The organism is Halobaculum sp. CBA1158 (assembly GCF_021431925.1).
Lineage (GTDB): Archaea > Halobacteriota > Halobacteria > Halobacteriales > Haloferacaceae > Halobaculum.
Genome location: NZ_CP090371.1, coordinates 1,063,949 through 1,088,169, shown reverse-complemented (window position 1 = coordinate 1,088,169; position 24,221 = coordinate 1,063,949). Strand labels below are relative to the sequence as shown.

General features: G+C 68.4%; 25 protein-coding genes and 1 tRNA gene. 6 read left to right on the top strand and 20 right to left on the bottom strand.

Annotation, left to right across the window (positions count from 1 at the left end):
- Positions 1-1,200 (bottom strand): PQQ-binding-like beta-propeller repeat protein, encoded by a 1,200-nt coding sequence (locus Hbl1158_RS05750; RefSeq protein ID WP_234299101.1) that lies wholly within the window; start codon positions 1,198-1,200, stop codon positions 1-3.
- A gap of 138 nt (positions 1,201-1,338) precedes the next feature.
- On the opposite strand from Hbl1158_RS05750, the gene Hbl1158_RS05745 reads away from it, so the two are divergent.
- Both Hbl1158_RS05745 and Hbl1158_RS05740 read left to right on the top strand, forming a co-directional pair.
- Positions 1,339-2,589, top strand: coding sequence for a tRNA (N(6)-L-threonylcarbamoyladenosine(37)-C(2))-methylthiotransferase (locus Hbl1158_RS05745; protein ID WP_234299100.1), 1,251 nt, complete (start codon positions 1,339-1,341; stop codon positions 2,587-2,589).
- An 83-nt stretch (positions 2,590-2,672) separates the two neighbouring features.
- Positions 2,673-3,137 (top strand): hypothetical protein, encoded by a 465-nt coding sequence (locus Hbl1158_RS05740; RefSeq protein WP_234299099.1) that lies wholly within the window; start codon positions 2,673-2,675, stop codon positions 3,135-3,137.
- 10 nt (positions 3,138-3,147) lie between these two features.
- On the opposite strand, the gene Hbl1158_RS05735 is transcribed toward Hbl1158_RS05740, so the two are convergent.
- The 9 genes from Hbl1158_RS05735 to Hbl1158_RS05695 all read right to left on the bottom strand — a co-directional run bounded on the left by Hbl1158_RS05735 (position 3,148) and on the right by Hbl1158_RS05695 (position 9,567).
- Positions 3,148-3,978, bottom strand: a complete 831-nt coding sequence (locus Hbl1158_RS05735; protein WP_234299098.1) for an SDR family oxidoreductase — start codon at positions 3,976-3,978, stop codon at positions 3,148-3,150.
- A gap of 64 nt (positions 3,979-4,042) precedes the next feature.
- Positions 4,043-4,969: a cation diffusion facilitator family transporter gene (locus Hbl1158_RS05730; protein ID WP_234299097.1), complete on the bottom strand. Its 927-nt coding sequence runs from the start codon at positions 4,967-4,969 to the stop codon at positions 4,043-4,045.
- A gap of 54 nt (positions 4,970-5,023) precedes the next feature.
- Positions 5,024-5,287: a hypothetical protein gene (locus Hbl1158_RS05725; RefSeq protein ID WP_234299096.1), complete on the bottom strand. Its 264-nt coding sequence runs from the start codon at positions 5,285-5,287 to the stop codon at positions 5,024-5,026.
- A 4-nt stretch (positions 5,288-5,291) separates the two neighbouring features.
- Positions 5,292-5,774, bottom strand: a complete 483-nt coding sequence (locus Hbl1158_RS05720; protein ID WP_234299095.1) for a hypothetical protein — start codon at positions 5,772-5,774, stop codon at positions 5,292-5,294.
- A 161-nt stretch (positions 5,775-5,935) separates the two neighbouring features.
- Positions 5,936-6,709: a cytochrome bc complex cytochrome b subunit gene (locus Hbl1158_RS05715; RefSeq protein WP_234299094.1), complete on the bottom strand. Its 774-nt coding sequence runs from the start codon at positions 6,707-6,709 to the stop codon at positions 5,936-5,938.
- 4 nt (positions 6,710-6,713) lie between these two features.
- Entirely contained in the window at positions 6,714-7,520 is an 807-nt protein-coding gene (locus tag Hbl1158_RS05710; protein ID WP_234299093.1) for a cytochrome bc complex cytochrome b subunit, read from the bottom strand.
- Between the two features lie 4 nt (positions 7,521-7,524).
- Positions 7,525-7,911, bottom strand: coding sequence for a hypothetical protein (locus tag Hbl1158_RS05705; protein ID WP_234299092.1), 387 nt, complete (start codon positions 7,909-7,911; stop codon positions 7,525-7,527).
- A gap of 3 nt (positions 7,912-7,914) precedes the next feature.
- The gene (locus Hbl1158_RS05700) at positions 7,915-8,550 is read right to left on the bottom strand and encodes a plastocyanin/azurin family copper-binding protein (RefSeq protein WP_234299091.1); all 636 of its coding nucleotides are present in this window, start codon (positions 8,548-8,550) and stop codon (positions 7,915-7,917) included.
- Between the two features lie 75 nt (positions 8,551-8,625).
- The gene (locus tag Hbl1158_RS05695; protein ID WP_234299090.1) at positions 8,626-9,567 is read right to left on the bottom strand and encodes a hypothetical protein; all 942 of its coding nucleotides are present in this window, start codon (positions 9,565-9,567) and stop codon (positions 8,626-8,628) included.
- A 185-nt stretch (positions 9,568-9,752) separates the two neighbouring features.
- Here Hbl1158_RS05695 and Hbl1158_RS05690 point away from each other — a divergent pair, with 185 nt between their 5' ends.
- Positions 9,753-10,238, top strand: a complete 486-nt coding sequence (locus tag Hbl1158_RS05690) for a hypothetical protein (protein WP_234299089.1) — start codon at positions 9,753-9,755, stop codon at positions 10,236-10,238.
- A gap of 58 nt (positions 10,239-10,296) precedes the next feature.
- Here the strand turns inward: Hbl1158_RS05690 and nth are convergent, their stop codons facing one another.
- On the bottom strand, positions 10,297-10,980 hold the full coding sequence (nth, locus tag Hbl1158_RS05685) for an endonuclease III (protein ID WP_234299088.1): 684 nt from the start codon (positions 10,978-10,980) through the stop codon (positions 10,297-10,299).
- Between the two features lie 105 nt (positions 10,981-11,085).
- On the opposite strand from nth, the gene Hbl1158_RS17150 reads away from it, so the two are divergent.
- The gene (locus Hbl1158_RS17150) at positions 11,086-11,214 is read left to right on the top strand and encodes a hypothetical protein (protein WP_255764186.1); all 129 of its coding nucleotides are present in this window, start codon (positions 11,086-11,088) and stop codon (positions 11,212-11,214) included.
- A gap of 139 nt (positions 11,215-11,353) precedes the next feature.
- Here Hbl1158_RS17150 and Hbl1158_RS05680 read toward each other — a convergent pair whose 3' ends face one another.
- The 5 genes from Hbl1158_RS05680 to Hbl1158_RS05660 all read right to left on the bottom strand — a co-directional run bounded on the left by Hbl1158_RS05680 (position 11,354) and on the right by Hbl1158_RS05660 (position 13,282).
- Positions 11,354-11,656, bottom strand: coding sequence for a hypothetical protein (locus tag Hbl1158_RS05680; RefSeq protein ID WP_234299087.1), 303 nt, complete (start codon positions 11,654-11,656; stop codon positions 11,354-11,356).
- 224 nt (positions 11,657-11,880) lie between these two features.
- Positions 11,881-11,984 (bottom strand) — tRNA-Gln (locus Hbl1158_RS05675).
- 84 nt (positions 11,985-12,068) lie between these two features.
- Positions 12,069-12,206, bottom strand: coding sequence for a hypothetical protein (locus Hbl1158_RS05670; protein WP_234299086.1), 138 nt, complete (start codon positions 12,204-12,206; stop codon positions 12,069-12,071).
- Between the two features lie 150 nt (positions 12,207-12,356).
- A complete protein-coding gene (locus Hbl1158_RS05665; protein ID WP_234299085.1) occupies positions 12,357-12,794 on the bottom strand; it encodes a metal-dependent transcriptional regulator in 438 nt (145 codons plus the stop codon).
- Between the two features lie 2 nt (positions 12,795-12,796).
- Entirely contained in the window at positions 12,797-13,282 is a 486-nt protein-coding gene (locus Hbl1158_RS05660) for a ferritin-like domain-containing protein (RefSeq protein WP_234299084.1), read from the bottom strand.
- Between the two features lie 149 nt (positions 13,283-13,431).
- Between Hbl1158_RS05660 and Hbl1158_RS05655 the strand changes: the two genes are divergently transcribed.
- Positions 13,432-14,775, top strand: a complete 1,344-nt coding sequence (locus Hbl1158_RS05655; protein ID WP_234299083.1) for an MFS transporter — start codon at positions 13,432-13,434, stop codon at positions 14,773-14,775.
- 70 nt (positions 14,776-14,845) lie between these two features.
- Positions 14,846-16,171 (top strand): saccharopine dehydrogenase NADP-binding domain-containing protein, encoded by a 1,326-nt coding sequence (locus Hbl1158_RS05650; protein ID WP_234299082.1) that lies wholly within the window; start codon positions 14,846-14,848, stop codon positions 16,169-16,171.
- A 99-nt stretch (positions 16,172-16,270) separates the two neighbouring features.
- Here the strand turns inward: Hbl1158_RS05650 and sufD are convergent, their stop codons facing one another.
- The 4 genes from sufD to Hbl1158_RS05630 form a co-directional block, all read right to left on the bottom strand.
- Positions 16,271-17,479, bottom strand: coding sequence for a Fe-S cluster assembly protein SufD (sufD, locus tag Hbl1158_RS05645; RefSeq protein WP_234299081.1), 1,209 nt, complete (start codon positions 17,477-17,479; stop codon positions 16,271-16,273).
- A 37-nt stretch (positions 17,480-17,516) separates the two neighbouring features.
- Positions 17,517-18,947 (bottom strand): Fe-S cluster assembly protein SufB, encoded by a 1,431-nt coding sequence (gene sufB, locus Hbl1158_RS05640; protein ID WP_234299080.1) that lies wholly within the window; start codon positions 18,945-18,947, stop codon positions 17,517-17,519.
- A gap of 56 nt (positions 18,948-19,003) precedes the next feature.
- Positions 19,004-19,927 carry an ABC transporter ATP-binding protein gene (locus Hbl1158_RS05635; protein ID WP_234299079.1) on the bottom strand — a complete coding sequence of 308 codons (924 nt, stop codon included), beginning with the start codon at positions 19,925-19,927 and terminating at the stop codon, positions 19,004-19,006.
- A gap of 138 nt (positions 19,928-20,065) precedes the next feature.
- Positions 20,066-24,151 (bottom strand): DNA polymerase domain-containing protein, encoded by a 4,086-nt coding sequence (locus Hbl1158_RS05630; RefSeq protein WP_234299078.1) that lies wholly within the window; start codon positions 24,149-24,151, stop codon positions 20,066-20,068.
- Between the last annotated feature and the right edge of the window lie 70 nt (positions 24,152-24,221).

The window sequence follows — 24,221 nt, the reverse complement described above, 5'->3', positions numbered from 1 at the left end:
TCACTCCAGCACGACGACGCCCGGGTCGCCGTCGAGGTCGTCGGCGACGACGACGAGCGCGCCGTCGGCGACCGCGATCCCCCGGGCCGGCACGTCGCGTCGCCAGCGCTCGGCGTCGGCGCGGTAGGGTCCGACGCCGATCCCGCCCCCGAGGGCGTACGCCCTGATCGACCCGCCGATCCCGGCGTACAGCGTGTCGCCGGCGGCGACCGCCGGCGACGCGGCAGCGGTGGGGTCGCCCGGCACCCGCCAGCGCCCGTCGCCGTCGCCGGCGCGGAGCGCGGCCACGCCGTCGGACCCCGCGGCGACTACGAGGCCGCCCGCACGCACGAGCGCGCCCGAGACGGTCGGCGCGTCGGGCGCGCGCCACTCGGTCCGACCCGCCGCCGGGCCGGTCGCCAACCGGAACACGCCCCCGCCGAAAGTGGCCGCGAACACCGACTGCCGGGACGCGGACAGCGCGCGGACCGTCCCGGGGAGCTTCCGTCGCCACAGGGGGACGCTCCGAACGTCGTCGTCGCCGTCGGCGTCGTCGTCGGCCTCGACCACGTGCAGTTCGTACGCCTCGCCACCCGTGGTGCCGACGTACACGCGGTCGTCGCGGGCGGCCAGCGAGTAGACGCCCGTGAACGCCTCGAACGACCAGCGGGTCTCGCCGGTCCGCGGCTCCAGGGCGGCGACTCGTCCCTCGGTGTCGCCGACGATCACGGCGTCGCCGGTCGGCGCGGGAAGCGGGGCGGTCGCGAAGTCGCCGGGAGTCTCGACGCGCCAGCGTTCCTCGCCCGAGTCGACCTCGCGCGCGGTCACGACGCCCTCGCCGCGGCCGGTGGCGTACGCGACGCCGTCGGCGACCGCGACGCCGTAGGGGGCGATCGACCCGCGCCAGCGCTCCTCGCCGTCGCGCAGGCGGAGCGCGTACACGGCGTCCTTCGCCGGCACGAACGCCGTGTCGGCGGCGACGACCGGTCGACCGACCGACTGCGGCGTCGACGCGCGCCAGCGCTCGCCCGGGGGCGTCCGGGGCGCGACCGCTTCGCGGGCGTAGTTCCGGGCGCGGGGCCCGCGCCCGGGGAGTGGCCACTCCGTGTCGGACTCGCGCCCGGGCGAGAAGCCGCTCCCGCCGCGGCCGGCACAGCCCGCGAGGCCGCCGGCTCCGGCGGCGGCGGCCAGCGTCGCGAGGAGGCGGCGGCGCGAGGGCATCGATTCGCCGGATATGACGAGGGCCGGCGTATATCCGTTTCCCATCGGAACCCGGTCGTGCGCGACCCGTGAGGTCCGGTCCGTCCGGTCGGGGACCGTTCCGCTTAACCTCGCGCGCGAGGACGATGTGACACGCGAATGGCGACGTACCACATCGAGACCTACGGCTGCACGTCCAACCGGGGTGAGAGTCGCGAGATCGAGCGCCGGCTCCGGGACGGCGGCCACCGCCCCGCTGAGGGGCCGAGCGAGGCGGACGTGGCCATCCTCAACACCTGCACGGTCGTCGAGAAGACCGAGCGCAACATGCTGCGGCGCGCGGAGGAGCTGAGCGAGGAGACCGCCGACCTCATCGTCACCGGCTGCATGGCCCTGGCGCAGGGCGAGCAGTTCGCCGAGGCCGACGTGGACGCACAAGTCCTCCATTGGGAGGACGTGCCGACGGCCGTGATGAACGGCGAGTGCCCGACGCCGACGGCCGACACCGCCCCCGTGATCGACGGCGAGGTCGGCATCCTCCCGATCGCTCGGGGCTGTATGAGCAACTGCTCGTACTGCATCACGAAGTTCGCGACGGGGCGTATCGACTCCCCGCCCGTCGCGGAGAACGTCGAGAAGGCCCGCGCGCTCGTCCACGCCGGCGCGAGCGAGATCCGCGTCACCGGCCAGGACACCGGCGTGTACGGCTGGGACGAGGGCGAGCGGACGCTCCCCGAACTGCTCGACCGCATCTGCGACATCGACGGCGAGTTCCGGGTCCGGCTCGGGATGGCCAACCCCGGCGGGATCCACGGCATCCGCGAGGAGTTGGCCGAGGTGTTCGCCGAGAACGAGAAGCTGTACGACTTCATCCACCTCCCGGTGCAGTCCGGCAGCGACGACGTGCTCGCGGACATGCGCCGCCAGCACAGCGTCGAGGCGTTCCTGGAGATCGTCGAGACGTTCGACGAGCGCCTCGATGAGTGGACGCTCTCGACGGACTTCATCGTCGGCTTCCCCACCGAGACGGACCACGACCACGCGCAGTCGATGGCGCTGCTTCGGGAGGTGCGTCCCGAGAAGGTGAACGTCACCCGCTTCTCGAAGCGCCCCGGCACCGACGCCGCCGACATGAAGGGGCTGGGCGGACAGACGAAGAAGGACCGCTCGAAGGAGATGAGCGCGGCCAAACGGGAGATCGTCGGCGAGGCGTACGAGTCGATGGTCGGCGACGAGCGACGCGTCCTCGTCGTCGAGGAGGGGACCGGCGATTCCGTCAAGTGCCGCGACGGCGCGTACCGCCAGGTGATCGTCCGGAACGCCGACGACCGCGGCGTCGAACCGGGCGACTTCCTCGACGTGGCGATCACCGGGCAGAACACCATGTACGCGTTCGGCGAGCCGATCTGAACGCGGTCGCGCTCGAACCGCCGCGCGACGGGTTCGGAGAAGTCACCAATAGATTGATATTTTATCACTCCACATAGATCCGTATGCACCGAGGTCCGCGCGATCGCGACCCGTCGGCCCTCGAGTCGGTCGCGACCGAGCGGACGCTTCGGGACGTGCTTCACGAGATCCCGGTCGACGCGCTCGTCCCCGACGGGTGGCTCCTCGGCACCGAGGTCCTCCAGTTCGGGGAGGGACCACCGGACGACGGGGTAACGCTCTCGCACGACGACTACCCGCGCGAGCTCGTCATCACGACCGCCGGACGCGACGGCGACGAAGCGCTCGCGGTGTACGAGCGCGACCGCGTCGCCGGGCGGCGGACCGCGGTCGCCGGCGTTCCGAGCGCGGGCGACGACCGGGAGGAACTGGAGGCGGCCCTGGCGGCGGCCTCGCGTGCGGCCGTCAGGATCGAGGCCGGGCATCCGGGAGAGCGGACCGTCGACCGCGGCGAGCCCTCGGTGTCGCTGTCGGTCGACGGCGCGGACGGCCGAGTGAACTTCTACTGACCCCTCGCCGTCAGCTGCTCGTCATTCCGCCGTCGACGACGAGCGACTCGCCGGTGACGTAACTGGCCATGTCGCTAGCGAGGTAGACCGCCGCGTCGGCGACCTCCTCGGGCTGGCCGAAGCGCCCGCTCGGGATCGTCGCCGCCATCCGCTCTTCGGTCTCTGTGCCGACCAGCTCCACGTCCTGAGTCGTCATCGCCGTCTCGACGAAGCCGGGGTGGATCGCGTTCACGCGGATCCCCGCGTCGCCGAGCGCGTCCGCCAGGGCGTACGTGAACAGCCGCACAGCGCCCTTCGACATCGAGTAGGTGACGAGGCGACCCTCGCCGCGGATGCCGGCGGCGCTCGACATGTTGATGATGACCGGATGTGGATCCTCGCCCGCATCACCCGCGGCCGCGTCGCTGGCGGCGGGAGCGTCGTCTCCTTCCGAACGGGCGACCATCCGCTTTGCCGCCGCCTGCGCCCCGAAGTAGACCCCTTTGGCGTTCACGGCCATCAGCTCGTCGAACTGTTCCTCGGTCGATTCGAGGAAGTTCTCCGGGCGGTAGATCCCGGCGTTGTTCACCATCACGTCGACGCCGCCGAACGCCTCGGCCGCCGCGACCGCCGACTCCAGGGCCGCCGGATCGCGAACGTCGCACTCGACGAACGTCGCCGCCGCGTCCGTCTCGGCCTCGATCAGTTCGACGGTCGGCGCGCCGCCCTCGCGAGGCTCCTCGCGCACGTCCGCGACGACGACGTCGGCCCCCTCCTCGGCGTACCGACGGGCGATCGCCCGCCCGTTGCCGCTGGCGGCACCCGTCACCACCGCGACTCGTCCCGAAAGCAGATCTGACACGGTCGTCCCCTCGCGGGGGCGGCGCAAAAGCGTTCCCCGGCGACTGCGGGCCGTCCACGTCCCGTTACGGCTCGCCGTCGCCATCGCCGTCGCCGTCCTTCCACTCGCCCAGTTCCTTCGGGTCGACGTGGACGAACACGTCGTCGACGGCGGGGATCGCCCGGATCGCCTCCACCACCTCCGTCTCGATGTCGTGCGCCTCGAACAGCGAGCGCTCGCCCTCGACCTCGATGTGGAGGCTCACGTCCACCTCGGGGCCGACGTAGTGGGCGATCACGTCGTGTGCGCCGCGGACCTCGGGATGTGAGAGCGCCCGGTCGAGGATCTCCTCGCGGAGGTCCTCGGGGGGAGCCGCGCCGACGAGGTAGCCGACGTTGTCGCGGACGATCTCATAGCCCGTGTAGAGGATGCCGATCGACACCGCCGTCGCCGCGACCGCGTCCAGCGCCGGGTAGCCGGCCGACGCGCCGAGCACGCCGACCAGCGCCGCAAGGGCCGTGAGCGTGTCGTTGCGGTTGTCGAGCGCCGTCGCCACGACGGCCGGGGAGGCGTGGACGCGGCCGATCCGCAGACAGTAGCGGTACAACAGGAGCTTCGCCGCGCCGGAGGCGACGAGCACGCCCACCGCGAGCGGACCGCCGCCGAAGGCGCGCGCCGGGGCCGGCGACAGCAGCGAGGAGACACCGGAGTACGCGACGCCCAGTCCCGCGAGCAGGACCGCCGCGGCGACGAACAGCGAGACGAACGGCTCGATCCGCTCGTGGCCGTGCGGGTGCTCGAAGTCGGGCGGGCGCGTGGTGAGATACAGCCCCGCGAGCACGACCGCCGAGTACGCCACGTCCGCGATCGAGTTCACCGCCTCCGAACCGACCGCCAGGCTCCCCGTGAGATGCCAGACCGCGGCCTTCGCGACCGCGAGCGCGACGTTGGCAGCGAGGACGACCGCACCGACCCGCCTGACGGCGGCCGTTCGGCTCCGGTGGCGACTCATCGATCCGTCCGTTCGATCGTCGCCTGGGCGGTCGCGGGCCGTGACACCGGCCGATTACGCCGAGGGATCCGAGTCCCGGATCTCGTTAATTGCCGGGATGAGCAGCCAGAACGTGATCGCGCCGACGATCGCCGTCCAGAAGAACACGTCGTTGAGGAAGATACCGATGGCGTCGAAGACGGTGTTCGGTTCCGGCGGGGCGGCGATCAGCTGCCGCGGGCTCTCGAAGGAGGGCGTTCGGTACCAGCCCGCAAGCACCATCCACGCGAGGCCGGCACCCGCGAACAGGCCCATGCCCTTGATGAACTCGTCTGCCATTACCCTACACTTCGGGGTCGTCGTCTTGAGAGTTTCCGTTTTCGGCCTCCATTCCCGCCGCGCGAAAGCGCGACCCCAGCACGTACACGCCCGCACCCAGGACGATCGACGCGATCCCGAGCACGGAGAACAGCGCCGTCAACAGCGTCTCCGCGGGGACGATCCCGACCAGTCCGAACGCGCCGACGACGAACCGCCGCGTCAGCGACACCTGCAGGGTCGCCGCATCGAGCAGGACGAATCCAAGCACCACCGTCAGGACCGCGAACAGCGTCGAGTACGCCGTGACTCGCTTGTACACCGCGATCGGGACCACCACGTCGCGCGCGCGGCCCGACCCGCTCGCGCGCGCGTCGACCGACTCCGCCGACGCGTCGCCGGTCGGCGCGTCCCCGTCGTTCGTCCTGGACGAGACCGCGGTCGACGCCTCGCGCGCGCTGTCGTCGTCGGCCGGCGAGCCGGAGCGGTCCGTCGGCGCGTCGCTCATGGTGGAGGCCACGGGCCCGACGGTACTATGTCCTTTGAACCCGGGCGGCACTATCGGTGACAACGAACGGCGGGAGAACGGAAACCGGACGCGCGAGACGGTGAGATCGACGGTCGGCGGCGGGAGACCGACCGTCGGTCCGCGGTGGGAACGACCTCGGCCTACTTCGGCGGCCGAAGCCGGTAGTACCGACGGTTGAGGTCGTACATGTACCCCTCACGCATCGTCTTCAGCACGGCGTAGGAGATCGCCCCGACGACGATCGGGAGGAAGAACGTCAGGTCGAACAGCAGGTCGGTGTTCATCGGCATGAGGTTCTTGATCGACAGCATCGACAGCGTGAACGCCAGCGTCACGCCGAACATGCCGACGGCCGCCCAGAACGGCTGCTCGACGGGGCGACGCGCGCTCCCCTTGTTGAGGAAGGGGACCACCGCGATCGCCCCGACGATGATGCCGTTGGCGAGCACGCCGTACGTGCGGTCGGCCATCAGCTTCTGTCCGCCGAGGATGCTCAACTCGGGGTTGAGCGGGCCGAGCTTGAGCAGCCCGAACGACCAGTAGAGGTACCAGTCGGGCAGGATGATCGCCGGCGTGGAGTTGGGGTTTGCCGGGTTGCCGATGTGCGGGGGCAACGTCGCCGACAGGAAGATGATCATCCCGACGAAGAAGCTGGTGAGCGCGAGGTTGCGCACGGTCTCGTGGGGCCACGTCGGGAACGCGAGCACGTCGCGTTCGACGTAGTCGGACTCGCGACGGAGGTCCTCGTCCTCGCGTCGCGCGCGCTCGAAGTACTCGTACGTCAGCCGGGAGAGCCCCTCGGTGCGCTCCTTGCGCTCGCGCCACGTCGGGGTCTCGTCGTCCGGCGCGACGATGCCGGTGCCGCCGCCGTCCGTCCGCGGTTCGCCGTCCGTGTTGGTGGTGTCGTCGGTCATTGTCTTAGTGCGGCTCCGCGATTCCCTGCACCCACACGATGCCGATGTGCAGCGCGATGAGCGCCGTCACCACGAACGGGAGCAGGAACACGTGGAGGATGTACATCCGCTGCAGCGTCGCCTGGCTCAGCGAGAAGCCGCCGAACAGCAGCTGGGCGACCCACTCGCCGATGAGGGGGATCGAGAGGCTCATCTCGACGCCGATCTGGCCGGCCCAGAACGCCAGCTGGTCCCACGGCAGGAGGTATCCGGAGTACCCGAACACCATCGTCAGCGAGATGAGCACGATGCCGAGCAGCCAGTTCAGCTCCCGCGGCTCCTTGTACGCGCCCGTGAAGTAGACGCGGAGCATGTGCAGGAACACCGCCGCGGTCATCACCTGCGCGGACCACCGGTGGATGGACCGCAGCATGAAGCCGAACTGGAGGTCCCGCATGATGAACGCGATCTGGCTGTAGGCGATCGACGCCTCGCCCGGTCCCGCAGAGCCGACCGCGGGGACGTAGTAGAATCCGAGTAGCGCGCCCGATATCGCCGCCACGACGTACGCGAGGGTGCTGAAGAACCCCAGCGTGTACAGCGCGTACCAGTACCAGAACTTGTTGTCTAGGTCGTACTGCTCGGTGTGGGACTTCGGCATCTGGAGGTTCGACCGGTAGTACAGCGACTCCAGCAGTTCGAGGTAGTCGACGATCCGGAGTCGCTTGTCGACCCAGATGAGCGCGGTGAGGAACGTCGCCTCCACCGGCGTGAGGTCCTTGCTCTCGAGCCAGTTCTTGTGGTCGTGCTCGTCTTTCTTTTCCAGACTCATCGTGTCACCGCTTGTAGTAGGGGTAGACGGCGCGTTTCACCTGCTCCCACGCGTCGCCACCGAGCTCGGTTCCGTCAACGTCCTCCTCGCGGATGTAGAGGTCCTCCCACTTGCGACGCCGCTTCTTGACGATCACGACGTCCGGAAGGAACTCCTTGCGGTACAGCGCCAGGATGAACGCCAGATCGATGAATATCACCGCGAGGATGCCGCCCAGGAACATGTTCCCCGTGTCCGAGAGGCCCCAGCCGTTGACGAGGCCGTAGGTGAACATGAACACGAACACGACCTCGACGATCGTCAAGAGGACGATCGCGATGGCCGCGGCGGTGCTCTCGCGGGCCGGCTCGTAGCGGTGGATGTCGCCGTAGGTCGATCCGGTGCTGGACATGTGTTATCTCCCCGTGCCCGTATGGGCGGACTCGCCGTACTTCACCACGTAGAAGGTGAAGATGACGGTCATGATGATCCCCAGGATCGTCGCCGCGCCGACCCAGTGTGCCTGGATCGCGACCCCGAGGTCGTGCAGTTCTTTCCGGCCGCCGCCACCGCCGGTGGACACCGTCGGGACCTCCTCGCCCACGGCGATCGCTCCGAGCATACCGAGGCTGCGGTGGGGGTCACAGTAGTACGTGTAGACCCCGCCGGACTCGAACGTCACCTCGAAGCTGAAGTCGGTGTCTTCCAGCGGTTCGTGGCCGGACACGTCGCCCGGGTTGTCGTCGAAGAGGACGTTGTGCCCGTCCGACACCCACTCGAAGACGACGGTCGTTCCGGTGTCTATCCATGCTTCGGTCGGTGTGAACGCGAGGCCCCCGCCGGCCCCGACCTCGATGGTCACCTCCGACTCGCCGCGGAGGTCCTCGTAGGATCCTCCCTCGGCACCGTCGGTGTAGCCGCCGAAGTCGGGCTGTTGGCCGCCGCCACCGCCCTCCTCTTGGGCCGTCGCGGTGCCGGCCGTCGCGGTCGCGCCCGCCCCGAGGGCGGCCGTCGCACCGCCGGCCTGTCGCATAAAGTCCCGCCTCTTCATCGGTGGATCAGTCTCGGGGTTCGGCGCGCATAAACCCACCGACCTCACCGCCCCCGAGGCCCCACGGAGCGGCCCCTAGCCGCCGGTTTCGTCGCGTCCGTCGCCACGGTCGGGCGGGCCGACTGCTCCCGAACCCTCGCTCGGCGGAACGGAGGTGTCCCGCCGCGACGGCTCCTCGCCGCGGGCGGCCGCCAGCGCCTCCTCGGCCACCTCCTCGAAGGGGACGAACTCGGCGTCGCCCCCCTCCGTGATCCCCGCGGCCCGGAGCCGGTCGCGGTACTCCTCGGCGCGGAATCTGTCGGACAGACGCGCGTTCGCGACGACCGCGAACAGGAACACGCCGATGAACAGGAAGAAGAGCGCGGCGACGGGCGCGGCGATCGTCGTCACGGAGAAGTCGGGGAGCAGGGGAACCCACGTCACCGGCCCGCGCGAGAGCACGCTCACCAGCCACACCGCACCGAGCACGAGCCCGCCGAGGATCTGCATCCCGGCGACCGTCTGTATCATGAGGTTCCCGAACTCGCCCGTTCCAGACTTCACCTCCTCGGGCGTCGGCAGTTCGTACTCCTCGGGGGGCTCACGGACCTCGTAGGAGTCCATCGAACACAGCGCGACCGTCGGCTTCACGTCGCGAAGCACGGTCCCCTCGCCCTCGACGCTGCCGTCGCCGTAGACGACCGCCCAGCCCTCGTCAGAGTAGGCGACCACCGAGGGGGGGTCCGAGCGCCGCTCCAGCACCGCGAACACCTCACGCGAGGCGATCTGGTTGCGGAGGTCCTTCTCGACGCGGTCGAGAAGGTCTCGACCGGTGATCCACGTGTCCGGGTCGAACGCCGCCTCCCACTCGGCGGCCGTCATCTCGGCCATGTCCGCCGGGCGGAAGTTGTCGAAGTCGTACTTCTCCTCGACTTCCGCGCGCAGCGCCTCGATCGACTCGTCGTCGCCGGCCGGATCCGAGGGCGACGACGCCGTCGCGACCCGCTCGGCGGACTGCTCGTCCGAGGCGTCGGTCATCCTCTCGAAGTCGGGGCCCGAGCCGCATAAGCGCCGCGGCGTGGGACGGAGGGGGACAGCGCGGCCCCCTCCGAGGGTTCGGTCCGGTGGGTCACCGCCCCGAGAGATCGGGCCACGTCGTCCGGGGAAATCGGGCACACGTCGTCCGGAGGGCTTAGGGACACGCCGTCCGGAACTGGGATCGGATGTACTCGGCGGGAACGGTGGCGACGGTCGCGGGTGCGATGGTGACGGCGAGCTTCCCGTTTTACCTGTACGGCGCGTGGATCATGGTCGGGCGCGACCAGGACCACGTGACCTGGGACCGCCTGGTGCGTCACCTCTGGGTCATCCTGCCCGGCCTCGTGCTCAACACGGTTCCGGTGGTCGGCTGGATGATCCCCCGCCTGTTCGACCAGTTCGGCGGGGTCGCCGCGCTCCACGCGTTTCTCGGGCTACAGGCGTACGCGCTGCTCGCGTTCGGCCTCACCGGGATCGTCCGCATCTTCCAGGTCAAGCGCGACGCGGACCTCTACGAGGTGAACGACCCGGACACGAGCCTGAACGACCTCCACGAGAACATGGGTGCGTGGCGGGGCCGCCTCCGGATCGGCGTGTTCGGCTACGTGCTGTTCTGGCTGCTCGCGTACGTCGTCGGCGTGTACCGCTACTACGGGCTGTACGTCGCGTGAGGCGGTCGAACGGTCGGACGGCGTGACGGCGTGACGGTTCCGGCCCGGGTCCCGGCCGTCACCACGCCTCGTCGCTGGCAAGATCGACGGCGGCGTCGCCGCGTTCGGACGGACAGACGTCCGCGAGCACGCAGTCGTCGCACTCCGGGTTCTGGGCCGTGCACGTCGCTCGACCGTGGCTGATGAACAGGTGGGTGAACATCCGCCAGTCGTCCTCGGGGACGACGGCCATCAGGTCGGACTCGATCGCCTCGGGGCGCTCCTCGGTGGTGAGTCCGAGCCGCCGCGAGATGCGCTGGACGTGCGTGTCGACGACGATCCCTTCGGTCACGTCGTGGGCGTGCTGAAGCACCACGTTCGCCGTCTTGCGGCCGACGCCCGGGAGGTCCCGCAGCGCCGACATGGTGTCGGGCACCTCCCCGTCGTGCTCGGCGACGAGGGTCTCGCCGATACCCTTCAGGTACCCCGCCTTGCTGTTGTGGTAGGTGATCCCGTAGATGTCGTCGGCGAGTTCGTCCTCGCTGGCCTCGGCGTAGTCCTGCGCGGACCGGTACTTCCCAAAGAGGTCCTCGCACACGTCGTTGACGCGTTCGTCGGTACATTGAGCCGAGAGGACGACCGCGACCAGCAGCTCCAGTTCCGTCGAGAAGTTCAGCGAGATGTCCGTGTCGGGGTACTCCTCGTAGAGCCTGTCGAGCACCTCCGCGACCTGCGCCTCGCGCGAGTCGAGCGGCGTTCCCATACGCGTTCGTGCGCTGCCGGCGGCTTGAACGGATCGAACGCGGGGTCGCCCGACCGCGCGGGCGACGAGGGGAACGGTTTTGTGCGCGCCGCCGGAGCCTCGGGTATGGACCTCGACGCGGTGACACACGAGTCGTTCCGAGCGGCCGTCGGCACCGCCGCCGGCTACGGCGCGATCCTCGCGGTCATGACGCTCCTGCTGTTCGGCGTCCCGTACCTGCTGTTCAGTCTGTGAGCGCGCGTCGACCGAAGGAGGTTTGATCCCTCGGACCGGCGTGTGCGGCATGGACCGTCAACAGGTGCTCGCGCTCGTGCTCGTCGGCCTGATGGTATTTTCGTCGCTGGCGTACGCCGTCTCGTTCATCTAATCGCGGTCAGTACAGCGGGTCCGGCTCGTCGCCCTCGACGGGCTCGACACCGAGCGCGTCGGCGATCGCCTCCAGTTCCGGCTTCGAGAAGCTCCCCGTGTCGGCCTCGTCGGTCGACTCGGCCAGTCCGACGGCGACCCTGACGGCCGCGCGCGTCGCCTCGTTCGTCGACCGCCGGGACGGGGGAACGTCGAGCGCGTCCCCCAGCGCCGCCAACTCCTCCTTGGTGAACGTCGCGGTCGTCTCGCGCTTGAACCGACCGACGCCGCCCCGGATTCCGTTGCGAATGTCGTGAACGGTGAGCGTCACGGTCGGTCGCAGGGAACGCGGCGTGAAAACGTCGCCGGCGAACTCTTCTACCCCGTCCCGGACGTCTGGGCTTCCTCGATCCGGGGTGGAAGTCTCTTCAATCGGGCAGTTTTCTCGGACGAAAATAGTCCCGGGCGGATTCGAACCGCGGTCACTCCGCTTCGCTCCGTTCCCTGCTTCGAATCCGCCGAGCGCCTATTCGTCCTCGCTTCGCTCGGACAGAATAGTCCCGGGCGGATTCGAACCGCCGTCGAAGGCTGTCTCCCGCAACCGGCAGAGCCGGATCGCGTCCAAAGGCCCTCATGATTGGCCACTACACCACGGGACTGCGCGTCTACTACTACTACTGGACCGCCGTACAATAGAGTTGCTTTCTGGACCGCCGATCGGTCGCGGTCGTCGCCGGGGTGAGCTACGCCCGACGGATGTCGAACCCCCCGCACTCCGGACATTGCTGTCTGTTCGCGTCGAAGCCGAACCCGCAGGCCGTACACTCGAAGTCGTGTCGGTCCTCGCTCGCCCCCACGAGCGATCGGAGCCGACTGGCCACACCAACACCCATTCGGACCGTTCTACCGACTCCCGTCACTTAACACCGCCGACCTTCCCACAGGAGACAGTTACGGCGGCCGTGGCGACGGTGACGACGGCCGTGGGCGTGTCAGAGAATCCCAAGACTTCGGCGTGATCGCCGCGGTCCTCAGTCGGCCAGGTTCTCGGGCTCGGCCTCGGCGAGGAACTCGCAGGCGTCCGTCTCGGCGTCGAAGCAGTCGGGGCACTCCGAGGAGCGATCGATGATCGTGTCGAGGCGTTCGGCGACGGTGTCGTCGATGACCGCCTCGAGCGAGCGCGCCTCCGCGCGGAACTCCTCGACCTCCAGGACGTTCGCGAGGAAGCGCTCGATGATGCAGTAGTTCGAGAGCGCCTCACGCGCCCGAACGATCCCCTCGTCCGTCAGCGAGACGCCCTTGTACTTCTCGTGTTCGGCGAGCCCGCGCTCCTCGAGTTTGCCGATCATCTCGTTGGCGGAGGCGGGGCTCACGTCGAGGCCGTCGGCGACCGCGCCGGTCGAGGCGGGGCCGTCCTCCATCTCCTGTACCAGATAGATGGCCTTCAGGTACTGATCTGCGGTGTTCATCGTTATCGGCGCTCCATGATTCCGGTGATCTCCTCGACGCCCTCGGCCTCCTCGGCGCGGATGCCTCGAAGCGTCTCGAGCACCCGCTCGCGGTCGACGGAGAACTCCGAATCGCTCCCCTCGATCGCCGCGATGAGGTCGTCGTAGAACTTGTACGCGGTCTCCTCGTTACACAGCTGGTCGTACAACAGCCCGTCGAAGTCCTCGGGCTTCGTCTGTCCGTACTGCGCCTCGACGAGCGCTTCGATCTCCTCGTAGGAGACGGAATCCGCGTCCAGTTCGTCGATGAGTTCCTCCAGCCGTCGGCGGTGGTCGGCCGACTCCTCGGCCGCCCCCGTCAGCAACGCCTCGATCTCGGCGTCGAACGCGCCGTCCAGTTCCCGATGGTGACGGGTCGATCGCGCCTCGACCACCTCCTCCAGCACGACGCCGATCTGGAGCAGGCGCGCGAGCTGGTGGTCGGACGCGACCCGCTGCCCGACGCTCATCGGCGATCACCGCCGCGATCGGGGTCGACGGACCGGTCGTCGCACGGTTCGACGTTCATCGACGAATGTTCGGACGACGGCGACCGTAAGCCTTCCCCTCGGCGTCCCGACGCCGAACGCTCAAGCCACCCCCGGTCCAAGGGCTGCCGATGACAGACGCGGGCGACGCCGGAGGCGGGCAGACCGACGACCGGCGCGACCGGATCGCGCTGGCGCTCGTCGTGTACGCGGTCCTCCTGGCGCAGACGCTCGTGTACCCCGGCGTCGACCTGCTATCCGAGGTGCTCGGCGGCCGGGGATTCGCCGCGCCGACGCTGTTTCTCGCCGCGGAGTTCGCCGCGTTCGTGGTCTTCGCGGGGCCGTGGGGCACCGTGTCGGACCGCCTCGGCGAGCGACGCCGGCTGGTATCAGTCGCCGCCGCCGGCGGCGCTGTCGGCTACTTCGCGCTGGCGGCGCTACCCGTCGTCGCACCCCCCGAGACGGTCCCCGGTGCGCTCGTCGTACCGCTCCCCTTCGCCCGACCGCTCGTGCTCTCGACGGCCTTCGTGCTCGCCCTGTTCGTGCGCGGGCTTCAGGGCGCGATGACCGTCGGGGCGCTCTCGCTCGCCATCTCCGCGCTCGCCGACCGCGGCGGCGGCAACGGCCGGAACATGGGCGTCGCCGGCATCGCCATCGGTCTCGGCACGGCGACCGGCGCGCCGCTCGGAGGGCAGCTGTTCGAGGTCGGTCCCACCGTCCCCCTCGTCGCAGCCGGCGGCCTCCTGGCCGTCGCCGCCGCCGGCGCGCTCGCGACGCCGGATCGGGTCCCCGGCCGCGCGGGCGACCCGGGCGATCGAGACGGCGAGGCCGCCGGCGACGGCGACCGACACCACGGCGGACTGGCCGCGCTGCTGGCGGGCCTGCGTGACCGACGGGATCTGGCGGTCCCGTACGCCTTCGCGTTCGTCGACCGGCTCAACGCGGGGTTCTTCGCGCTCGTCGGGACGCTGTACTTCCGCCAGGAGTTCGGCCTCGGACCGGGCGCGACCGGGCTGTTGCTCGCGGCCTTCTTCGCGCCGTTCGCGCTGCTTCAGTACCCGTTCGGCCTGCTGTCGGACCGGGTCGGCCGCGTCGCCCCCGTCGCCGCGGGGTCGGCCGTGTTCGGGCTGGTCGTCGTCGCCGTCGGGTTCGCGCCGACCGTGCCGCTCGTCGCCGCGACGATGGTCGTCGTCGGCGTGCTCGGCGCGCTGATGGCCCCGGCGACGCTCGCGCTCGTCGTCGACCTCGGCGGACCGACCGGTCGCGGCGCGGCCGTCGCGGGGTTCAACGCCGCCGGCAGTCTCGGCTTCCTGGCCGGCGCGCTCGTCGGCGGCGCGGTCGCCGCCCGCTTCGGGTTCACGGCCGCGTTCGTCGTCGCCGGCGGCAGCGAGTTCCTCCTCGCGCTGGCGGCGCTGCCCGCCCTGGTCAGACTGGGTCGATCGGCCGGGCGAACCGCGGTGTTCAGCGACGACTGAGCCGGGACCGGCCCGCGACGCGTCGGCGGCAACGCTGATACCGGAACCGACCGTTCTCCGAGACGACACCATGCCCGATCACGACCGCGAGTACGACATCGTCCTCTGGGGTGCCACGGGGTTCACCGGTCGCCTCGTCGCGGACTACCTCGCCGACCGCTACGGCGCGAGCGACCTCGACTGGGCCCTCGCGGGTCGAAGCCGAGAGCGCCTCGCCGCCGTCCGCGACGAGGTGGCCGCAGGGGAGCGAGGAGGCGACGCCGGCCGCGACGATGGGGACCGCGACGCCGCCGACCGCGACGACGGCCTCGCCGACCTCCCTCTCCTCGTCGGCGACGCGTTCGACCGGGGGAGCCTCGACGCGATCGCAGAGCGCGCGGCCGTCGTCTGTACGACCGTCGGTCCCTACGCCACCTACGGCACCGAGTTGGTCGCCGCCTGCGTCGCGCACGGAACGGACTACTGCGACCTCTCGGGCGAGGTCCATTGGATGCGCCAGACGATCGACGAGCACCACGAACGGGCCCGAGAGACCGGCGCGCGGATCGTCCACGGCTGCGGCTTCGACTCCGTCCCGAGCGACATCGGCACGCTGCTGCTCCAGACCCACGCTGAGGAGACCCTGGGCTCCCCGTGTGAGGAGGTCCGCGGACTGGTCTCGATCCGCGGCGGCGCGTTCAGCGGCGGCACGATCGCCAGCATGGTCGAGCTGTACGAGACCGCCGACGAGGACCGCGAGGTGCGCCGGATCCTCGCGGATCCGCGCCCGCTCGATCCCCCTGAGAGTCGGGACGCGCCGGCCGACCGCCCCCAGCGCTGGGTCGGCTACGACCGCGACCTCGACACGTGGACCGCGCCGTTCGTCATGGCGCAGATCAACGAGCCGGTCGTCAGCCGCTCGAACGCGCTCCTCGAGCACCCGTGGGGCCACGCCTTTCGGTACGGCGAGGCGCTCGCGACCGGCGACGGCGTCGGCGGTGCCGTCCGCGCGGGCGCGCTCGCCCTCGGCCAGGGCCTGCTCGCGGGTGCGCTCTCGATCGGTCCGCTCCGGCGGGCCCTCGACCGGTACGTCTTCCCCGATCCGGGGGACGGCCCCGACGAGGAGACTATCGAAGACAGTTCCTTCGCGGTCCGCCTGCGCGGAACGGGCGCGTCCGACGACCACCCCGGAGGGTTCGCGGTCGAGGCGACGGTCCGCGGGGACCGCGACCCCGGATACGGCTCCACCTGTCGGATGCTCGGCGAGTCGGCGGTGTGTCTCGCCCGGGGAGACGTCGAGTCCCCGTACGACGGCGGCGTGCTCACCCCGGCGTCGGGGATCGGACTGCCGCTGATCGACCGGCTGGAGGGGACAGGCGTCGCGTTCGACGTGGAGACCGTCGAGCGCGGCGACTGAGTCGCCGACGCGGTCGCTGTCGAGCGGAGAGGCGGAGCCTCGTACAACGCGGCGAAACCGTGAAAATCCGCGTACGAAGTGAGAGTCGACGCCGCGGCCTCAGTCGAGGCGCGCGACGATCAGGTCCTCGATGTCGTCGCGCAGCTCGTCGACCTCGACCTCCTCGAGGACGGGGACGAAGAAGCCCTCGACGAGCATGTTGCGCGCGGTGTTCTGCGGGATCGACCGGGAGGTCATGTAGAACAGGTCCTCCGCGTCGACCTGGCCCACGGTCGCCGAGTGCGAGGCCTCGGTGTCGTGGTTGTGGATGATGAGCTTCGGCGAGGCGTCGGCCTCGGACTCGTCGCTCAACATCAGGGTGTTCTCGCGCTGGTAGGAGCTGGTGTCCCAGGCGTCGCGGCCGACGTCCTGGACGCCCTCGTACACCGAGCGCGCCTCGTCGTCGAGGACGCCGCGGGTGACGAGGTCGGCGGTCGTGTGTTCGCCGTTGTGCCAGACGCGGGCGTTGATGTCGAAGTGCTGATCGTCGTGGCCGAAGAACGCGCCGACGATCTTCGTCTCCGAGGAGTCGCCGTTCAGCTCCGTCTCGATGTCCGAGCGGGTGAGTCGGGAGCCGATGTTCCCCTCGATCCAGCTGATCGTCGAGTACCTGGCGGCCTCGCCGCGCTTGAGCGTGAAGTCGTACACGTCCTCGTCGAGGTTCTGGAGCGAGCCGTACTGGACGTACGCGTTCTCGCCCGTGACGATCTCCACGAGGTTGCTGAAGTAGCGGTCCCCGTCGACGTCCGCGCCGTTGGAGATCCGCTCGAGGATCGTCGCGGAGGCGTTGTCCTCGGCGACGACGAGCGTGTGGCTGAACAGCGAGGTGCTGTTCATCTCCGCGCGGATCTTCACGTCCTCGGCGTCGACGCCCTCGGGGACGTAGATGACCGTGCCCGTGGTGAACAGCGCCGTCGACAGCGCGGTGAGGTAGTTCGTCTCGGGGTCGGTGACCGAGCCGAAGTTGGCCTCGACGAGTTCGGGGTGTTCCTCGAGAGCGGTCTCGAAGTCCAGGACCTCCGCGCCCTCGGCGGAGACGCGCTCGGTCTCGTCGCGCTGGTCCAGCGGGTCGACGATCGACTCGTAGTCGAGGTCCTCGAGGTTGGTCCAGCGGCGACCGGGCGTCTCGATGACGCTCGGCATCTCTAGCTCCTCCAGCGCGGACAGCGCGTCGAGGCGCGTCCGGCGGAGCCAGTCCGGTTCGTCGCGCTCCGCGGAGATCGTCTCGACGGTCTCCTCGGAGATGCTCGCGGGTAGCTGTGTGCTCATTGTGTGTGGTGAGTGGATGGTGACGGAGCGCTGGGGGTTACCCGAGCGAGCCCTCCATCTCCAGTTCGACGAGCCGGTTGAGCTCGACGGCGTACTCGATGGGCAGTTCCTCCGTGATCGGCTCGATGAAGCCCGAGACGATCATCTGCTTGGCGTCGTCGTCGTCGAGGCCGCGCGACTGCAGGTAGAACACGTCCTCGTCGCCGATCTTCCCGACGGTCGCCTCGTGGGCGACGTCGACCTTCGACTCGTTGATCTCCATGTACGGCATGGTGTCGGAGGTCGACTCGTTGTCGAACATCAGCGCGTCACACTCGACGGCCGTCGAGGAGCCCTCCGCGCCGTCGGCGATGTGGACGAGGCCGCGGTAGTTCGTGCGGCCGCCGTCCTTCGAGATCGACTTGGACTCGATGGTCGACTTCGTGTCCGGCGCGTTGTGGTACACCTTCGCGCCGGTGTCGATGTTCTGGCCCTCGCCCGCGAAGGCGATGGTGATGTGGTTGTCGGAGGCACCGCGGCCCTTCAGGATCGAGGAGGGGTACAGCATCGTCGCCTTCGACCCCATCGACCCGGATATCCACTCCATCCGGCCGTTCTTCTCGACGAGCGCGCGCTTGGTGTTGAGGTTGTACGTGTTCTTCGACCAGTTCTGGACGGTCGAGTACTGGACGTGGGCGTCCTCGCCGACGAACACCTCGACGCCGCCGGAGTGGAGGTTGAACGCGGAGTACTTCGGCGCGGAGCAGCCCTCGATGTAGTGGACCTCCGAGCCCTCCTCGGCGACGATGAGCGTGTGCTCGAACTGGCCCATCCCCTCGGAGTTCATCCGGAAGTACGCCTGCACGGGCATCTCGACGGTGACGTCTTCGGGGACGTACACGAACGAACCGCCCGACCAGACGGCTCCGTGAAGCGCGGCGAACTTGTTGTCGCTCGGGGGGACGCACGTCGTCATGAAGTGCTCGCGGACGATCTCCTCGTGCTCCTGGACCGCCTGGTCCATGTTGCAGAAGACGACCCCCTTCTCCTCCCAGCGCTCCTGCATGTTCTGGTAGACGACCTCCGACTCGTACTGCGCGCCGACGCCCGAGAGGGCGTTCTTTTCGGCCTCGGGGATGCCCAGCTTGTCGAAGGTGTCTTTGATCTCGTCGGGCAGCTCCGTCCAGTCGTCGACGCCCGCGCGGACGTCCACGTCGGGGCGGATGTACGGGACGATCTCGTCGATGTCGACCTCCGAGAGGTCGGGCTGGCCCGGCCAATCGGTCGGCATCGGCATCTCCTGGAACTGCTCGAGCGCGCGCAGGCGACGCTCCAACATCCACTCGGGTTCGTCCTTGTCCTCGGAGATCGCGTAGATCGTCTCCTCGGTCAGCCCCTTCTCGGTCTGGAACGCCGACTTCTCCTCTTTCTTGAAGTCGAAGCGCTCCTCGGTGTCGGTCTCCTTCAGGTGGTTCTGTTCGGAACTCATGTGTTGATCGTGTTTACGGTCGTGTGCACATTAGGCTGTTCAGTAACCATATTAGATTACGCCGTGCCGTAGACTTCGTCGCGAACCCAGTCGTACCCCTCGTCCTCCAGCTTCTCGGCCAGCTCCGCGCCGCCGGACTTGGCTATCTCGCCGTCGAGCATCACGTGGACGTGGTCCGGCTCGACGTAGTCGAGGATGCGCTGGTAGTGGGTGATCTGGAGGATGCCGGTGTCCTGCTCGTCGCGGAGGGCGTTGATACCCTTCGAGACGTCCTGCAGGCGGTCGATGTCCAGCCCGGAGTCGATCTCGTCGAGCACGGCGATCGAGGGCTCCAGAATGGCCGCCTGGAGCACCTCGTTTTGCTTCTTCTCGCCGCCGGAGAAGCCGGCGTTGAGGTAGCGCTCGGCGAACTTCTCGTCCATGTCGAGCAGCTCCATCTTCTCCTTCAGGAGCTGCTGGAACTCGGCGACGCCGATGTCGCCGTCGTCCGCGGGACCCTCCATCGGAGAGGTGTCGTAGCCGGCGTCCTCGTCGCCGGTCTCGGTCTCGTCGTCGTCCTCGTCGTCGTCCTCGAACAGCTCCTCGCGCTCATCGCGCTTGGCGTTGAGCGCCTGTCGGAGGAAGTTCACCATCGTCACGCCCTCGATCTCCGCGGGGTACTGGAAGCCGAGGAAGATGCCGAGCGCGGCGCGCTCGTTCGGCTCCAGGTCCAGAAGCTCCCAGGTGAGGTCCTCCTCGTCGAGGTCGGCGTCGATGTCGGCCACGTCCGCCTCCGAGAGCGTGAGCGTCACCGAGCCGCCGGTGACCTCGTACTCCGGGTGCCCCGCGATGACCTTCGCGGTCGTCGACTTCCCGGATCCGTTCGGACCCATCAACGCGTGGATCTCGCCGTTTTTCACTTCGAGGTCGACGCCCCGGAGGATCTCTTCGCCCGTCTCTGCGACCTCCGCCTGGAGGTTCTGAAGTTCGAGTGTCGCCATGTTCGTGAGTACTCCTCTACCCTGTGATGGGGTCGTTCAACGCATCAAGGTTTCGCATCAGCCACTATGCGATTCGTTCGCACGGAAAATCGTTTTTCGGATCGGAAACCAGCGTTCTCGAGTCGAGTATCGACCCTCCTACATGAAGCTGCCGAGGCCGGTCTGTTCCTGGCCGCTTTTGACCTCCTCCCAGGACATCCCGAGGGCCTCGATGATCCGGGCGATCGGTCCTTTCAGCGTCTTGTCGAGCATTTTGTCCCAGTCGACGGAGAACTCCTCGGGCACCTCGTCGGCGTACTCGAAGCAGATCACGTCGGGGTCCCGCTTGAACTCCCCGTACAGCGGGTCGGTCTGCGGGTCCAGCCCGTGCTCGTCCTCCATCCGCGCCCAGAAGTCGGGATGGACCTTCTCTAAGTAGAGCCGCTTGGGTTTGGAGCCGCGCTGGAAGTTCGTGCCGAGCATGAGGTTCGCGTACTTCGCGCCGCGGACCTGGGCCGTGTCGGTCTCGTACCCGTCCAGGCGCTTGCCGATGCCGCCGGGGATCCCCACCTCGTCGAGGTCGGCGTCGCCGTCGAGGAAGCTCTGGATCTCCTCGTGGAGGTAGTCGGTGATGTCCTCGGTGTCCTCGCCGTGGACGATCATCTCGATGACGCGCTTTTGGACCCGTTTGGTGACGGGCGCGATGTCCGAGCGCTTGTACTCGAACCCGGTGATATCGATGTCGTCGACGTGTTTGCCCTCCTTCCAGACGATGTGGCCGGCGTAGCGCTTCTTCTTGCCCGCCTGGAAGAACCGACGGTACAGCTTCTCGAACTCGATCTCGAAGCGGTGTTCCTCGGCGTCGAGCTCCTCGCTCGCGAAGTCGTCGTACCGGGAGTTGATGTGGTCCTCGACCTCTTCCGAGAGCTGGATCACGGCTGCGATCCGGAGGAGTTCGTGGTCGGACATCTCCGGATGCGCGTCGGGCATCGCTTCGGGAACCGTGATGTTCTCTACGTCCTCTGGGGAGACATCGTCTAGGCTCAGCATGACCGAATCGGTGTCTCCATATGTCACTTTCCTATCAAGTTCGTCCACCGCCTGTTCGGTGAACTCGATCACTCGACGGCCCATCGCCGTGATCGCGGCGGCGTTCTCCTTGTCGTACAGGCGGAACCGATCCCATCCCGAAACGCCGTACAGCGATTGTCCGACGAACTGGAACCGTCCGTTGCGGCCCGCGAGGAGGGTGTGGTTGTCTGCAACGGTAACGCAGTATACCCCGTCATCGGCCGTGCTGGTGCCCCCGCTGCGGTGCATTCGAAGGGTGTTCTTCGAGTCTTCCGTACAGTAGATCCGCCACGACCCGCTGTCGTGGTTGTAGTTCGCCGTGAGGCCCAGATGTGCACACAGCCGAAGCACGTCGTCCCGAAGACGCTCGCTGGAGGTCGTGTAGCGCCACGAGTTCCCGGACTGTCGGTCGCCGTCGCCGGCGACAAGCGTGTCGAGGAACCGTCGCTTCTGCTCGCGGCTCGCGTCGTACACGAAGTCGGGAATCCGCTTCTCGAAGCTGTCCGCGCCGCATAGTTCTCTGAGCGCTTCACCGAGGAGCTTCGACGTGAACTGGTATCCCCGCTCGTCCGCGTACGTGTCGAATCCCATCCGGTCGAGGAGGTCGCCGATAGCGGCGTGACTCGACTCACCCCCGTCCGGAGCGACGTTCTGTGCGATCTTGACGGTCGTCGCGGAGCCGCGGAGTTTCTCACCGAACCGCTTCTCCTCAGACGTGTAGACGTTCTCCTCCGTGATGTACCACGCCAGCAGGTCGAGGAAGTCGTCGCCGTCGTACGTTCGTGGGATCCACTTTCGGTTCGGCTCGCTGTGGACGTAGAACTCCGAGCAGACCTTGTCGAGGTACTCGCGGTGCTCCTCGAACTCCTCGGCTGAGAACACGTATCCGGTCGTTCCGAGGTCGTTCCTGACTACTTTCTTCGGGTAGTACCCGAGCTCCGCCGCGAGCGTGTGGCCGTGTACCTCGTTGTTCGCCCACACCTCGTAGTCGCCGTCAAGGAGGCGCGTGAGGTCGATATCGCCGACATCCTCGCCGTCCGGCCCCGACCAGTCGTGGGGGAGTTGATAGTTCGTAGCGCGATCGAGGTCGCCAGCCTCGACGAACCGGTAGTCGTCCTCGTCCCACGAGACCCCGTTCGTCTCGGTCTTCCGGACGAGCATCCGGTGGTTCGGTGTGACGCGGAAGTCGATCTTGTCCGTCTCGATGTCGACCAGCTCGTCGCGGTAGTCGGGGTACGCGTGGGTCTCGACGACCGGCTTTGTCTCCATCTCCAACGTCTCCGGGTCGAGCGAGTAGACTTCCTCGCCCACGTCGAGGTCGGCGATATCACGGACACCGTCCGGCGTAAGCACCTCTGTGTCCGGCGTGAAGCAGTTCATGATCACCTTCGTCGCAGCCTGCTGCCGGTCGTACTGCTCGTAGGCGTCCGAACCGGGGTCGTGCTCGTCGCGCTCGCCCTTCAGTCGCTCGCGTTCGGTGAGCAGTTCGTCGACCATCTCGCGCATCATGCCGTCGGGCTCCTTGCGGAACCGCGTGCCGTTTGGCGCGCGATAGGTGTCGCCGTCGAAGGCGTCGGGGTCCTCGACGATGGTCTCGGGACTGGCGTTGATCGTCACCATGCACATCGGGTACAGGCTCTTCAGGTCCAGCACCGACACCATTTCCTCGACGCCCGAGATCGGCTCGAAGACGGCCCCGCCCTCGAAGTCCTCTCCCTCCTGTTGACCCTTCGTCGGGAGGACGAAGTCGCCGAAGGCGTTGTGGAGAACGTACATGTCGACCGCGTCCCCGGGCGTCGGCGCGTCCTCCAGTTGACAGCCGACGAACTTGCGCGCGTCGTCCCAGAACGCGACGATCTCCTGCTTGCGGTCGATCTCGACGCACAGTTCCACGTCGCGGACGTTGTACTCCAGCAGCCGCTCCGGGTCCTGTTCCCACAGGTCGCCGATGTCGCCGGTGTAGCGCTCCTTGCCCACGTCAAGTTCGAGTTCGCCGACGGCGTCGAGCCGGTACGACTCCAACTCGGAGAACTGCGTGCGCTGGTAGGCGTACAGGAGGTCGAAGACGACGCGGCCCTTCACGTCCGGACCCCCCCAGCCGGAGCGCCACGTCTCGTCCACGCGCGAGAGGCGGTCCGGCGAGAGGTCGAAGTCGGTGTCGCCGTCGAGCGCCTCGCAGCGGTCGAGGAGGTACGGCGCGTCGAAGTCCTCGAAGTTCCAGCCCGTCAAAATATCAGGGTTCGTTTTAGAAATGTATTCGAGGAACGCGTCGAGCATCGCGTCCTCCTCGGCGAACGTCCGGACCTCGACGTCGCTGTCGCGGTCGCCGATCTGTTCGTAGTCGTCGAGGACCGCGGGCGCGTCGACGCCGCCGACGGGCGCGTCGTACAGCCACGCGACGTACTCGTCGCGGTAGGAGTCGTGGGAGGTGAGACAGACGATCGGCTCCTCGCCGTCCTCGGGGAAGCCGTTTCGGTCGTCGACCTCGATGTCGAAGGTGCTCACTCGGATATCGGCGTCGGCCTCGCAGGGTTCCAGGTGCTCGGGGGTGACCTGCAGCCGGCCTCTGTCCTCGCCGTCGCGGGCGTCGAGCCGTCGCTCCTCGACGCGCAGCCCGGAGGTGACGCCGTGGTCGATGAGGAATCGGTTGGGGAACAGGATGTCCGCCTCGTAGGTGCGCTCGAAGTCGTCGCGGATCTGTCCCACGTCGCGAGGCGTGCGCGCGACGACCTTCGTCACCGGCTCCCCGCGGATCGACTCGAAGCGCTCGCCGTCGGGTCCCTCCTCGCGAGCGTCGAGGATCACGTCGTACTCGTCGGCGAGTTCCCGGCCCTCGATGTCGACCGTCGGGACGTAGAAGTACGGCTCGGTCCCGAGCACGCGGACGTGTTCGGGCTCGTTGGTGGTGGTGCGACCGAACACGTGGACGACGGGGTACTCCTCGGTCCCGGTCCCCTCGACGGTGTAGTCGACGGCGGTGACCATGAACTCGACCGTGCCGGTCGAGTCCGGCACGACGATGTCCTCCCGGTCGACGACCGCGCTCACTCGCCCTTGTCCCGCGCCGGCGACGTGGGCCGCCTCCGCGGCGGGGCGGTCGCCGTCGTCTGCCGCCTCGGCGTCGCCCTCCCCGCCGCCTATGAAATCGGCGAGGGAGGTCTCCGAATCGCTCATTGCCGGGCCTTGGCCGTTCGCTGGTAAAAACCTCCCTTTCGGACGGGACGGATCGGGACGTAATCCATCA

Bases quoted from the DNA above. Each gene is read 5' to 3' on its own strand.
- Hbl1158_RS05660 (WP_234299084.1), bottom strand. From the start codon at position 13,282: ATGAGCGTCGGGCAGCGGGTCGCGTCCGACCACCAGCTCGCGCGCCTG.
- Hbl1158_RS05630 (WP_234299078.1), bottom strand. From the start codon at position 24,151: ATGAGCGATTCGGAGACCTCCCTCGCCGATTTCATAGGCGGCGGGGAG.
- Hbl1158_RS05750 (WP_234299101.1), bottom strand. From the start codon at position 1,200: ATGCCCTCGCGCCGCCGCCTCCTCGCGACGCTGGCCGCCGCCGCCGGA.
- Hbl1158_RS05730 (WP_234299097.1), bottom strand. From the start codon at position 4,969: ATGAGTCGCCACCGGAGCCGAACGGCCGCCGTCAGGCGGGTCGGTGCG.
- Hbl1158_RS05720 (WP_234299095.1), bottom strand. From the start codon at position 5,774: ATGAGCGACGCGCCGACGGACCGCTCCGGCTCGCCGGCCGACGACGAC.
- nth (WP_234299088.1), bottom strand. From the start codon at position 10,980: ATGGGAACGCCGCTCGACTCGCGCGAGGCGCAGGTCGCGGAGGTGCTC.
- Hbl1158_RS05690 (WP_234299089.1), top strand. From the start codon at position 9,753: ATGTACTCGGCGGGAACGGTGGCGACGGTCGCGGGTGCGATGGTGACG.
- Hbl1158_RS17150 (WP_255764186.1), top strand. From the start codon at position 11,086: ATGGACCTCGACGCGGTGACACACGAGTCGTTCCGAGCGGCCGTCGGC.
- Hbl1158_RS05715 (WP_234299094.1), bottom strand. From the start codon at position 6,709: ATGACCGACGACACCACCAACACGGACGGCGAACCGCGGACGGACGGC.
- Hbl1158_RS05740 (WP_234299099.1), top strand. From the start codon at position 2,673: ATGCACCGAGGTCCGCGCGATCGCGACCCGTCGGCCCTCGAGTCGGTC.
- Hbl1158_RS05745 (WP_234299100.1), top strand. From the start codon at position 1,339: ATGGCGACGTACCACATCGAGACCTACGGCTGCACGTCCAACCGGGGT.
- Hbl1158_RS05705 (WP_234299092.1), bottom strand. From the start codon at position 7,911: ATGTCCAGCACCGGATCGACCTACGGCGACATCCACCGCTACGAGCCG.
- Hbl1158_RS05725 (WP_234299096.1), bottom strand. From the start codon at position 5,287: ATGGCAGACGAGTTCATCAAGGGCATGGGCCTGTTCGCGGGTGCCGGC.
- Hbl1158_RS05695 (WP_234299090.1), bottom strand. From the start codon at position 9,567: ATGACCGACGCCTCGGACGAGCAGTCCGCCGAGCGGGTCGCGACGGCG.
- sufB (WP_234299080.1), bottom strand. From the start codon at position 18,947: ATGAGTTCCGAACAGAACCACCTGAAGGAGACCGACACCGAGGAGCGC.
- Hbl1158_RS05655 (WP_234299083.1), top strand. From the start codon at position 13,432: ATGACAGACGCGGGCGACGCCGGAGGCGGGCAGACCGACGACCGGCGC.
- Hbl1158_RS05700 (WP_234299091.1), bottom strand. From the start codon at position 8,550: ATGAAGAGGCGGGACTTTATGCGACAGGCCGGCGGTGCGACGGCCGCC.
- Hbl1158_RS05635 (WP_234299079.1), bottom strand. From the start codon at position 19,927: ATGGCGACACTCGAACTTCAGAACCTCCAGGCGGAGGTCGCAGAGACG.
- Hbl1158_RS05650 (WP_234299082.1), top strand. From the start codon at position 14,846: ATGCCCGATCACGACCGCGAGTACGACATCGTCCTCTGGGGTGCCACG.
- sufD (WP_234299081.1), bottom strand. From the start codon at position 17,479: ATGAGCACACAGCTACCCGCGAGCATCTCCGAGGAGACCGTCGAGACG.
- Hbl1158_RS05710 (WP_234299093.1), bottom strand. From the start codon at position 7,520: ATGAGTCTGGAAAAGAAAGACGAGCACGACCACAAGAACTGGCTCGAG.
- Hbl1158_RS05665 (WP_234299085.1), bottom strand. From the start codon at position 12,794: ATGAACACCGCAGATCAGTACCTGAAGGCCATCTATCTGGTACAGGAG.